At 38.5% G+C, this 13219-nt stretch carries 8 protein-coding genes; all 8 read left to right on the top strand.

The genetic code is table 11. The features are described 5' to 3' along the window. The first annotated feature begins 120 nt into the window (after positions 1–120). Positions 121–1485: an MATE family efflux transporter gene (locus EFT72_RS05620; protein ID WP_124065934.1), complete on the top strand. Its 1365-nt coding sequence runs from the start codon at positions 121–123 to the stop codon at positions 1483–1485. A gap of 175 nt (positions 1486–1660) precedes the next feature. Beyond that, positions 1661–4288 (top strand): pyruvate, phosphate dikinase, encoded by a 2628-nt coding sequence (ppdK, locus tag EFT72_RS05615; protein ID WP_124065933.1) that lies wholly within the window; start codon positions 1661–1663, stop codon positions 4286–4288. Between the two features lie 346 nt (positions 4289–4634). Continuing rightward, complete coding sequence (locus EFT72_RS05610; RefSeq protein ID WP_124065932.1) at positions 4635–5762, top strand: ArsR family transcriptional regulator; 1128 nt, start codon at positions 4635–4637, stop codon at positions 5760–5762. Further along, a complete protein-coding gene (locus EFT72_RS05605; RefSeq protein WP_124065931.1) occupies positions 5752–7425 on the top strand; it encodes a M3 family oligoendopeptidase in 1674 nt (557 codons plus the stop codon). Before EFT72_RS05610 ends, EFT72_RS05605 begins: the two co-directional genes overlap by 11 nt. A 27-nt stretch (positions 7426–7452) precedes the next feature. Further along, positions 7453–7956 carry a hypothetical protein gene (locus EFT72_RS05600; RefSeq protein WP_124065930.1) on the top strand — a complete coding sequence of 168 codons (504 nt, stop codon included), beginning with the start codon at positions 7453–7455 and terminating at the stop codon, positions 7954–7956. 42 nt (positions 7957–7998) lie between these two features. Continuing rightward, a complete protein-coding gene (locus EFT72_RS05595; protein WP_124065929.1) occupies positions 7999–10329 on the top strand; it encodes an ABC transporter substrate-binding protein in 2331 nt (776 codons plus the stop codon). 18 nt (positions 10330–10347) lie between these two features. After that, the gene (locus tag EFT72_RS05590; RefSeq protein WP_124065928.1) at positions 10348–11334 is read left to right on the top strand and encodes an ABC transporter permease; all 987 of its coding nucleotides are present in this window, start codon (positions 10348–10350) and stop codon (positions 11332–11334) included. Positions 11335–11347: 13 nt separating this feature from the next. Further along, positions 11348–13087 carry an ABC transporter permease gene (locus tag EFT72_RS19630; protein ID WP_243109955.1) on the top strand — a complete coding sequence of 580 codons (1740 nt, stop codon included), beginning with the start codon at positions 11348–11350 and terminating at the stop codon, positions 13085–13087. The last annotated feature ends 132 nt before the right edge of the window (positions 13088–13219 follow it).

Here is a 13219-nt window from a genome sequence, read left to right as displayed (position 1 = left end):
TAAAATAAAGGTTTCTCTTCTTGTTAATAAAATTCATGGCTTGAAAATTAGATGTGTTTCCTACTTGCCATTTAATAAAATAATGTTAAACTAGTACGAGAATAAAAGTGAGGTAACAGTATGAAAAAACTAAATATATTAGAAGATTCGGTCAATAAATTATTTTTGCGATATTTAATTCCTTCGATCAGTGCTACGTTGGTTACTTCTATTTATATACTAGCAGACACTTTAATGATTGGTCGAGGAGTTGGTGCCATTGGGATAGGAGCCTTAAACATACTTCTTCCTTTATTTAGCCTGTATTTTGCGACAGGATTGCTCTTTGGTACAGGTGGAGGGGTACTTATGTCTATCTCAAAAGGTAGAAAAGATGAAAAAGGAGCAGAGGAGTACTTTACCATTTCCTTTCTTTTGGCCACGCTGTTCAGTGTGTTTTATGTGACTTCAGGTCAGCTTTTTTTTGATCCTTTTACAAAATTTTTGGGCAGAAATGAAGCCATGGATTCGATGGTGAGGGAATATGGAAGGATCCTGATCTTTGGGGCTCCGTTGTTTCTTTTTTCTGCATTTTTTCAGACCTTTCTCCGCAATGATAAGGCACCAAAACTGGCGATGATTGGAGTGATTGCAGGAGGTGTTTTCAATATTATACTGGATTATATCTTGATATTTCCTCTTGGCATGGGAATGGCAGGTGCGGCAACTGCGACGCTTCTTGGAACATCATTGACGCTTCTTATATTACTGACTCATCTGTTTTCAAAGGACAATTCATTAAAATTTGTCCCGATTACAGCATGGAACAAAGCAAAGGAGGTGTTTGTAAATGGATTTTCTAGTTTTTTACTGGAGGTCTGCAATGGAATCGTAACTTTCTTATTTAACAGACAGCTTCTTACCTACGTGGGCGATATAGGAGTGGTCGTCTATGGAATCATTTCAAACAGTGCTCTTATCGTTTCATCTGTCAATAGTGGAGTAGCTCAGACTGTACAGCCTTTGGTTGCTATGAATTTTGGAGCGAATAAGAAAGAACGAATCAAACAAATCCGTCATCTGGGCGAAAGAACGGTCTGCCTATTGGGGATATTATTTGTGGGAATTGGGCTATGCTTCCCGTCTCTGGTCACAAAGGCTTTTGTAAACCCTACGGAAGAGATATTATCCATGTCAATCCCAGCAATTAGGATTTATTTTTTATCTTTTGCAGTTATGGGATTTAATATACTATACAGTACCTGGTTCCAATCCACCATGAAGTCAGGCTATGCCATGGCGATCTGTCTGCTTCGCGGTATTATTTTAAGCAGCATTCTGGTTTTTGTGATGCCCTTATATTTTGGGGTAATTGGCATCTGGTCGGTGATGCCAGTAGCAGAGGCGTTTACGTTTGTGGTTTGTCGAATTTTGATGAATAAAAGTGAAAAAAGTAGAACGCAAATCGCATATACGAACAATAATCGCATATCGGAAATAGACTGACATTGTAAGGGCTTTCAACATAATTGTATCTAAAAAAGAGAAAAATACACAGAATAATCTAAGAAAAGATCTTTACTAGTCCTTTAATTGTGCTATAATATTTTCAGGGCTTATCTGCTATGGAAACCAGCGGAGAAGCAGCAAAATTAACACATTTTGAGGAGGATATTTACTTATGGCAAGAAAATGGGTTTATTTGTTTACCGAAGGGAATGCAGACATGAAAAATTTGTTGGGTGGCAAAGGTGCAAACCTGGCAGAGATGACGAATCTGGGACTTCCGGTTCCACAGGGGTTTACAATCACAACGGAAGCATGTACTCAGTATTACGAAGACAGGCAGAAAATTAATGACGAGATTATGGGGCAGATCATGGGGCACATTACAAAGATGGAGAAAGTCACTGGCAAAAAGTTTGGTGATAATGAAAATCCTCTTCTGGTTTCCGTGCGTTCTGGTGCCAGGGCATCTATGCCTGGTATGATGGATACGATCTTAAATCTTGGATTAAATGAAGAAGTTGTTGAAATATTGTCTTCTAAGTCTGGCAATCCACGCTGGGCATGGGACTGCTACCGAAGATTTATTCAGATGTTTTCCGATGTAGTTATGGAAGTAGGAAAAAAACATTTTGAAGTACTGATTGACCAGATGAAAGACAGGAATGGGGTCACTCAGGATGTGGATTTGACTGCAGAGGATTTAAAGGAACTTGCCAACCAATTTAAAGAAGAGTACCGAAAAAAAATTGGTTCCAATTTCCCAGATGATCCCAAAGAACAGCTAATAGATGCCATCGAAGCAGTTTTCCGGTCTTGGGATAATCCAAGAGCGAATGTATACCGTCGGGATAACGACATTCCATATTCCTGGGGAACAGCGGTTAATGTTCAAATGATGGTATTTGGGAACATGGGGGATACTTCCGGTACTGGAGTTGCATTTACACGTGATCCTGGGACAGGTGAAAAATGCCTGATGGGTGAGTTCTTGATGAATGCCCAGGGAGAAGATGTGGTTGCTGGAGTGCGTACCCCTCAAAAGATTCAGGATCTGGAAGAGGTAATGCCGAAGGTATATCATAAGTTTGTTGGAATCTGCAGCATATTAGAAGATCATTACAAAGACATGCAGGATATGGAGTTTACCATTGAAGATAAGAAATTATATATGCTTCAGACCCGGAATGGAAAAAGAACGGCAAAGGCTGCATTAAAAATTGCATGTGATCTGGTGGATGAATATATGATCTCAGAGGAGAAGGCAATTCGGATGATTGATCCGAGAAATTTAGACACACTTCTTCACCCACAGTTTGACACAGCAGAACTTTTGAAAGCAGAACCGATTGGAAAAGCATTGGCGGCTTCTCCAGGTGCGGCTTGCGGAAAGATCGTGTTTACAGCTGAAACAGCGAAGGCATGGAAAGAAAAAGGGGAAAAGGTGATTCTGGTTCGTTTGGAAACTTCTCCTGAAGATATTGAAGGAATGAAAGCGGCACAAGGGATTTTAACGGTAAGAGGGGGTATGACTTCCCATGCAGCAGTGGTTGCGCGTGGTATGGGAACTTGCTGTGTATCTGGCTGTTCCGATATTATGATGAACGAAGCTGATAAGAAATTTGTTCTACATGGAAAAGAATATCACGAAGGTGACTGGTTATCGATTAATGGATCTACAGGTAAAATATATGATGGCATTATCGGAACCATGGCTGCAACGATTGATGGTGAATTTGGAAGAATTATGGAATGGGCAGATAAGTTTAGAAAACTGAGAGTCAGAACCAATGCTGACACACCAACGGATGCGAAGAAGGCAAGAGAACTGGGTGCAGAAGGAATCGGTCTTTGCCGGACGGAGCATATGTTCTTTGAAGGGGACAGAATTGATGCTTTCCGTGAGATGATTTGTTCGGATACAGTAAGTGAGAGAGAAGCAGCTCTTGAAAAAATCCTACCAGTACAACAGGCAGATTTTGAAAAACTATATGAAGCTTTGGAGGGGAATCCGGTAACCATTCGTTTTCTAGACCCACCCCTTCATGAGTTTGTTCCTACGGATGAAGCAGATATTAAGAGATTGGCAGATTCACAGGGGAAAACAGTGGAACAGATTAAGAACATCATTAATTCACTCCATGAGTTTAATCCTATGATGGGTCACAGAGGATGCCGTCTTGCTGTTACATATCCAGAAATTGCTAGAATGCAGACGAAGGCTGTCATTCGTGCGGCGATCAAGGTTCAAAAAGATCATCCAGATTGGAAGGTATGTCCAGAGATTATGATTCCTCTGATTTGTGATAAGCAGGAATTGAAATTTGTGAAAAAGATTGTGGTTGAGACGGCAGATGAAGAGATTGCCTCTGTTGGAAGCAGTTTAAAGTATGAAGTGGGAACCATGATCGAGATTCCAAGAGCGGCTCTGACTGCAGATGAGATTGCTAAGGATGCAGAATTCTTCTGTTTTGGAACCAATGATCTAACCCAGATGACGTATGGATTCTCCCGTGATGATGCAGGAAAGTTCCTGGATTCGTATTACGATACCAAGATTTTTGAGAACGATCCGTTTACAAAGTTGGATCAAATCGGAGTTGGAAAGCTCATGGAGACAGCCATCAAACTGGGAAAGAGTGTACGTCCTGATATGCATGTGGGGATCTGTGGGGAGCATGGAGGAGATCCAACCTCCGTTGAGTTTTGTCATAAAATCGGACTCGATTATGTATCTTGTTCTCCGTTCCGAGTACCGATTGCAAAATTGGCAGCAGCACAGGCAGCATTGAATAATAGATAACTTTTGAGATTGATACTATTTAGCGTAAGAATTGAATAAGTGGCTTGAAATCGGAAGATTTTGAGTGTGGAGGGGTTCACTGGGTTGACTGGTGAACCTCTTTTTGTATTGTAGAACCTTATAGTTAGATGGTTGTGATACGTTAATGTGAACAATTAAGCTTTGAATAAATATTTAATTCACTTTATTTATTAAATGAACCTCATAATATTCGATGTTTATCTAAGAGAAGTATTGACAAACGTCGAATTAATGATAAACTTTATAAAAAGATATGCATATTAATTAGTAAATAAATGTATATTTTAATTTATGTATTGAGTAGAGAAGAGGAAGGAACTTTCATATGAAATTAGAATATACCGTAATAGAAGAGATTGATTATTATAGGGAAAGCATAGAATTGCTTTTTCGAATTGTGAATAATCATTCATATAATCACTTAAAAAATGACATGCTAAAACGCTTAGATATAAAAGAACATGTGAAGATCAGCAACCAATTAGACCAATTAAGTCGTATTGAAGAGGATGTAAAAAAACATGTGGATTTTGCAGATCAGGATATCAAGTTCTATTTTAAACGTTTTGTATTTGATGATCTTTGTATTGCTAAAATATTATATCAAAGTATTAAACACTCTGTTTTTTCAAGTGATAAGAAAGAAATGAAACGCTTTATAAAGCAATCCTTTGATAATTTGAAGAATGACAACACAATGGAACTTACATTAGCAAATACTGAGATAGAGACATCCGTATATGAAAAAAATCAATCGGTATCATTTACCGAACGGATCGGGAATCTAGAATGTGAACCAGCACAGAAGTGGCAGCTATTAGAATTAATGGAACACTCAGGAAAACACTTAGATAAGCTTTTTGAAATTCTGGATCAAATGATTGCAAGAATGAAGAAGCATGAAAAAATATTAGAAGAATTAAAGAAAGAATCATCCGATTATTGGATAGAATATTTTAAAGAAAATGATTTTTTGAAGTTAATTAGCAGCTTCTATAATATAAAAGAAGATAGTTTTCCAAGAAAACCTGCTTTTATCCGAACGCAGATTATGTGCTGTGACAGAGTTATTTTCAATGGGAATGATGAAAATGCAGGAGATTACCACATATTAGATGTAGGTATTACCTTTGACTGCGAGTTCAGAGCGACCAAAAAGCGATTGACGAATGAAGAATTGTACAATGGGTTAAAGTTATTATCAGACCCAAGTAAATTTGAGATTTTACGATTCATTCGGGATAAGAAAGCGTATGGACAAGAAATTGCCACGGAATTGAAGCTCACAACGGCTACGATATCCCATCATATGAGTTCTCTTATGATTATGGGACTCATTAATATAGAAAAGGTAGATAATAAAGTATATTATCAAATGAACAAAGAGGCCACTCGTAACTTGTTAGTAGAAGCAAAAGACGTACTTTTATTGGAGGAGCAAAATGAAATTTAAAGAAATGCCATATCAAAGAATTGATCTTGAGGAAAAACAGGTACAGTTTAATCAGATCATGAAGGAATTTGCGGATGCAAAAAGTGGAGAAGCACAGTTTGAGGTTCACAAAAAATATTACGCATTCATAAACGAAATAGAGACAATGACAACCATCGCTCAAATCAGACATGACATTGATACCAAAGATGAATTCTATGATCAGGAACAAGCATACTATGATCAGATTATGCCAGAACTTTCTAATATGGAAGTGATGTATGCCAGGCAGATGTATGAATCCCCATACCGTGCTTTTTTAGAAGAAAAGATTGGAAACGTTGCATTTAAAAATATTGAAATCACCATGAAAGCGTTTGATAAAAAAATCATTCCTTTGATGCAAGAAGAAAACGCATTGACCACGGCCTACGATAAGAGGATCGCCGGTGCTGAAATTGACTGGGAAGGGGAAATTCTTAATCTTTCTCTGCTTCGAAAATATTTGAGTCATGAGGACAGAAACGTAAGACAAAAAGCTTATGACAAGTACAGTGCTTACTTTGAAACCAATGGGGCAGAACTGGATGCGATCTATGATAAATTAGTGAAGAATCGTACCAAACAGGCAAAAGAACTGGGATACGATAATTACTTGGGGTTAGGGTATTATCGAATGAAGAGAAACTGTTACGATAAGGCCATGGTAGAAAACTTTCGGAATCAGATAAAAAAATACTTCGTACCATTTGCGGAACAGCTTCATGAAAGAAGACGGATTCGTCTTGGGCTTGAAAAATTATCTTATATCGATGAAGGGGTTTATTTTTTAAATGGAAATCCAGCCCCCATTGGAACACCGGAAGAGATCATGGTGGAAGGTCAAAACATGTATGCTGATCTTTCGAAAGAAACCAAAGAATTTTTTGATTTTATGACAGAAAATCAGTTGTTTGATGTTCTGGGAAGAAAGACAAAAAAAGCAGGTGGATATATGACCTACCTTCCTGTTTACCGCTCTCCTTTTATCTTTGCTAATTTTAATGGAACAAGTGGTGATGTAGACGTGATTACACACGAATGTGGGCATGCGTTCCAAGGGTATCTTTCCGGAATGGATCCCATCAAAGAACATGCAGATATTACAATGGAAACAGCAGAAATTCATTCTATGTCTATGGAATTTTTTACAGAACCTTGGATGAATAAATTCTTCGGTGAGAGAACGAATGATTACCTCTCCATGCATCTCGAAGCAGCAGCTGCGTTCATTCCATATGGATGTATGGTGGATGAATTTCAACACATCGTATATGAAAATCCAGAAATGACTCCAGAAGAAAGGCATGGCGCATGGAAAGAACTTGAAAAGGTTTATCGGCCACATATGGATTACACGGGGTGTCCGTACTTTGAAAAAGGCGGGTTTTGGCAGAAACAGCTGCACATCTATGATTATCCATTGTACTACATTGATTATTGCATCGCACAGACTTGCGCATTCCAGTATAAAGTTAAAATGGATGAGAATTATAAAGAAGCCTGGGACAGTTATCTTAAGCTTTGTCGTTTATCTGCCAGTGATTTCTTTACGAATATGGTAAAAGAAGTTGGTTTAGACAATCCTTTTGAGGATGGATGTATAGAGGGGATTGTAAAAAAGCTGGAACAAAAGATTCACTAGTTGGTGTAAGAGAATAAGGAGGAGCTGGTGAATAAGTATAGGAAAGACTATAAGGGGATCGATGAAATCTGTTATATAGGGGATTATTACAAATTTCATTTAACCAATGCAGAGTACAAAAAGATGCGAATCGTGATTTTTGCTGCCATAATCGCTTTGGTATTGATTTTTGCAGCAGCAGGATTCTTAAACAATAAAGGGAGTTTTTGCATTTATGTATTGTTCCCCTATCTATGCATCTTTTTGCCTCTGACCTTTTTGATCCGGGGATATAGAAGAATACCAAAACAATCACAGCCAATGGAATATGCCATTTACGATAAATGTTACAACCGAGTGAAGTTTTCTATCGTTGGAATCATGATGGCAAGTATGGCAGCGGGAATTGGGGACGTTGTCTTTCTCATAAAATATGCTCAAGAAATTGATTTGATAAAGGAAGGAAGCTTTTGTATTGCCAATATATTAATAGCAGGAATTTCTATCTTTCTCTTACGTTATCATAATCGTATCGTATGCGGAAGGCTCTAAGCCGGCCGCTTGCTTTATAAAAAAATAAAGGAGGATTTTAAGATGAAAAAAAGTTTAGCTCTTTTTCTAGTCGCTGCAATGACGGTTACTTCATTGACTGCATGCGGTTTAAAGGATTCTGCATCAAAGGATGCGGACAAAGGAAGCAAAGAGGTTTTAGCAGGAACAACAGAGGAGGTACCACTGGTGGTTGGTATGTCTCATTTTAGTGAAAAATTCAGTCCATTTTTCCGTAACTCGGATTATGACAAACAGGCTGAGATCATAACACAAGTAAGGATTGGAACGTTTGACCGTTCCGGTGCTTTAGTCGCAAATGCGAAAGACGGAGAGACAATCCCTTATAATGGAACCGATTATACATATAATGGTCTATCAAATATTACCACCAATTATGATAAAGCCACTGATATCACAACCTATGATGTTAAGATTCGAGATGACGTGAAATTTAGTGATGGCAAACCTTTAACAGCAGATGATATTATCTTTACCCTATATGTTTTATCCGATCCCGCTTACGATGGTGGAGAAAATTTTGGTTCCAAGCCAGTTATCGGTATGAAGAACTACCGTGCAAACAGTACAGCGGCAGACTCCATTACAAAAGAAGAAGTTCAGGCAGCAATTGATGCGATGCCGGATGAGTTGGCTGCTAAAATAAAAGAGACAATTATCGTTCCTACGTTAACAAGTGAACTGGATTGGGCAGCGTCACTTTATGGAAACGAAGCGTATGCCACCTATACAGAAAAGTACCCCAAAACAAAAGATCTATTTGCATTCTTTTATTCGAAAGATGAAACTTATGATTCTACAAAAGCCACGGATGAAAAGCAGGTGCTTCAGGATCTGATTGCTATGTACGGAACCGACTATAAAGCGTTGGGAAAAGCCTTTGCTCAGGATGAAAACAATTTTGATGCAGATGTAAATGCCTTGGCTGAAACCTATGTAGTAGAACAAAAGAGAAGTGGTGGGGAAGGGAAGGAAGTTCCAAACATCGAGGGAATTAAAAAAATCAGTGATACCGAAGTACAGGTTCAAACAAATGGGTATGATGCAACCGTGCTCTATAACTTTGATGTTGAATGTGCTCCCATGCATTACTACGGGGATCCATCTTTGTATGATTATGACAACAATAAATTTGGATTTAAGCGGGGGGATTTATCCGTAGTAAAAGAAAAAACAACAACTCCTATGGGAGCAGGACCATACAAATTTGTAAAATATGAAAACAAAGTTATTTACTATGAAGCAAACGAGAATTATTACTTAGGTGCTCCTAAGATTAAATATCTTCAATATAAAGAATCTTCCGATGCAGATAAAGTAACAGGGATATTACAAGGAACCATTGATATATCCGATCCAGCAGGAAGTAAATCCATCTTTAATCAAATCAAAGGAGAAAACAGCAATGGGGAACTATCAGGAGACAAAGTGTATGTAAGTACAGTGGATAATTTAGGTTACGGTTATATTGGGCTCAATGCCAATACGGTAAACGTAGCAGGCGATCCAGGTTCCGACGCTTCAAAGAATTTAAGAAAAGCACTTGCAACCATTCTTTCCGTGTATCGGGATGTAGCCATTGACTCCTACTATGGAGATGCAGCAAGTGTAATCCAGTATCCGATTTCCAATACCTCATGGGCAGCGCCACAGAAAACGGACTCGGATTACAAGATTGCATATTCCACAGATGTAGAAGGAAATAAAATTTACACAGACTCCATGTCTGCAGATGATAAATATGAAGCAGCTAAAAAAGCAGCTCTTGGGTATTTAGAAGCAGCTGGTTATACCGTAGCAGATGGGAAGGTAACAAAAGCACCGGAAGGTGGAGCGTTAGAATATGAAATTCTTATTGGTGCAGATGGAACAGGAGATCATCCATCCTTTGCCGTATTAACAGACAGCAAAGCAGCATTAGAAGAAATCGGAATTACATTAGATATTAATGACTTTGCAGATAGCAGCCAGTTGTGGACCACCTTAGATGCAGGGACCCAGAATCTATGGTGTGCAGCATGGCAGGCAACTCCAGACCCAGATATGTATCAAGTATATCACAGTAATAATGTACTTGGTAAAGGTGGTTCCGATGACAACCATTATGCACTCAATGACCCGGAATTAGACCAATTAATTCTAGCAGCCAGAACAAGTGATGACCAGACATATAGAAAAGCGATTTATAAACAGTGCTTTGATATCATCCTTGATTGGTCTGTGGAAATACCAATCTATCAGAGACAAAATTGTATTATCTTTAGCCCGGAACGAGTAAATGTTGATACCATTACTCCAGATATATCAACCTACTACCGGTGGTGGGAAGAGATCCAGAATATAGAAATGAAATAAAATACAGGAGAGCTTTCCATGAGGAAATTTATAACAAGAAGACTTTTACAAAGTATTGTGATTTTATTTTTTGTTTCATTTATTATCTATGGAATTATGAGATGTATGCCAACGAGCTACGTGGAAACACAGGCAAGGCAATTATCCACACAACCTGGCGCGAAGAGTTATACAGAATGGTTGGAGCAGCTAAATGCATCCTATGGACTTGATACTGGAGTCATTCGAGGCTATGGCAAGTGGTTAAGGAAAGCCATCGTTGGTGATTTTGGGGATTCCTGGTATTTTAATGTACCAGTTATGGAGAAATTCAGCAAGGTAATCTGGCATTCGTTTGCACTGGGGCTAACCTCCTTTATCCTGGAAATCGTAATTGCCATTCCACTTGGGATCCTTTCTGCGAAGAAACAATATAGTAAAACAGATTACGCAGTCACGGTATTTGCATTGGTGGGGATCTCCATCCCAAGTTTCTTCCTCGCCACTTTATTAAAATGGATCTTTTCGATTAAACTCGGTTGGTTTGATTTGTTTGGAGTTGTTGGCCGAATGCATGAGCAGCTAAGTCCCTTTGGACAATTCTTAGATATTGCAAAACATTACGTCTTGCCAGTGATTACCTTAACCATTATTAATGTAGGAAGTTTAATGAGATATACCAGAACCAATATGCTAGAAGTTCTTAATTCTGATTTTATTCGAACCGCAAGGGCGAAGGGACTCTCAGAGCACAAGGTGGTAAATTATCATGCATTTCGTAATACGCTGATCCCAATTGTAACAATACTTGGAAGTTCAATTCCGAGCCTCTTTGCAGGTGCTATGGTAACGGAGACGATATTTCAAATACCTGGAATCGGGTATACCTCTTATCAGGGTATGATACAAGGCGACATCCCTTTTACGATGTTTTACATGATATTTATGGCATTTTTAACGCTGTTGGGTACAATCACCGCAGATGTATTATATGCGGTTGTTGATCCCCGTGTAAGAATCAATTAGGAGGGAGAATACGATGGCTGATATCAAAGAAAAGAATCAGATAGAAAATAGGGAAATCAAAACACTAGATGATGAACAAAGAGTCAAGGTATTATCTCCTGGAATGCTTGTTGCAAAACGTTTTTTTCGAAATCGTCTGGCATTAATTGGACTTATCATTATTGTTGCGATGTTTGTTTTTTCATTCATCGGTGGAGTGGTTTCCCCCTATGGGGAAAGAGAAGTGTTTCGTACTTATGAAATAGCACAAAAAGACTTTGCTGGTGTAAACGTTAATAAAGATTACCAGTATACAGACCGAGAGGGGGCTAGGTTTCCTGCTTTGGCAAAAGCAGATATGATTCTAGCTATTAATCAGGGAGAAACTTCCTTTCAATCTGGAGGGGAAAATTATAGTCTAATCAACGAGGCAGAGGGTTTTTACCAAGTAGTGAAGCGAAATGACATTGCAACGGTTATGACCGTTAAGGGAATCAGCTCTTTTAATCAGGTAGGAGAAACGGTTATTACAGATGCAGTAAAAGATGCGTATGCAGATGCTTTTTCCAACGATAAAGATTCTTTTCGAATCAATGGAACCACGTATGTCATCACACAAAACGGGAAGCTAAATGTAATATCAGAAGCGGAAGTAATCTCAAACGTAACGACCCTCATATTTAATACATATAAAAAGGATACGCAATTAAGCGGGGAATTTAAGCTAGAGGCTCAAAGAGCGATGATTGCAGAGAAAACTTCCTTTCATGCGGATAATCAAAACTATACCTGTGAACGAAAAAAGGGCTCTATGTCTGCATTGTTTCTGGTAGATGGCGAGGAATATGCAAGCGCCTCTCATTTTAATGTCAGAGCCATCTCTTCTGATCTGTTTCTTCCCATTGACTTTAAAAAGGAAGTAGAAAATGCAGTTGAGCAAAATCAAACGAAACTTGAATATCAGAATGAGAACGGGGAAACAGAAGTATATACGATTGAACGAAACAATGAACAATATACGGTGAAGAAAGAGATGAGCACTCAGGTAAATAAAACATATGAAGCACCTTCCTTAAACCATTGGCTTGGAACCGATGGGAATGGAATGGATGTAATAACAAGACTGATGTATGGCGGCCGTATTTCCCTATTAATTGGATTTGTCGTTGTGATACTAGAAATAGTACTGGGAATCGCCATCGGTGGAATTGCAGGATATTTTGGTGGCTGGCTGGATAGTCTTTTGATGAGAGTTGTAGATATATTTAACTGCATTCCCGGAATGCCTTTATATATTATTTTAGGTGCGGTTATGGACTTTTTGAAGATTAATCCCAGTATTCGTATTTATTTCTTATGTCTTATATTGGGAATTCTAAGCTGGCCTCAAGTAGCCAGAATGGTACGGGGGCAGATTTTATCCCTCCGGGAACAAGAATTTATGATTGCAACAGAGGCCACTGGAATTCGTATTTCAAGAAGGATTTTCAAACATTTAATTCCCAATGTAATTCCCCAGCTCATTGTAATGGCAACCATGGGGCTAGGTAATGTAATATTAATGGAGGCAACTTTAAGTTTCTTTGGCTTAGGGGTGAAATATCCATTTGCTTCCTGGGGGAATATTGTTAACGCAGTGAACGATATCTATGTTATGACCAATTTCTGGTTTATATGGATACCGGCGGGATTCTTAATATTAATTACCGTATTAGGATTTAATTTTATTGGTGATGGTCTTCGGGATGCATTTGATCCGAAGATGAAGCGGTAAGAATATCCGTGCGTTGGCAAATCGTATAAATGGAGGAAATTATGGCTTTATTTCAGAAAAATAGCGCAAAAGCTGCGAATTATATATCTGCAAAGGAATCAAGGAGAATCTCAAAAGAAAATCGAAGAATTA

The organism is Clostridium sp. E02, from assembly GCF_003833015.1.
Taxonomy (GTDB): domain Bacteria; phylum Bacillota; class Clostridia; order Lachnospirales; family Lachnospiraceae; genus Lacrimispora.
Note: the sequence above shows the minus strand (reverse complement) of the source record. Positions and strands in the feature narration are given on the sequence as shown.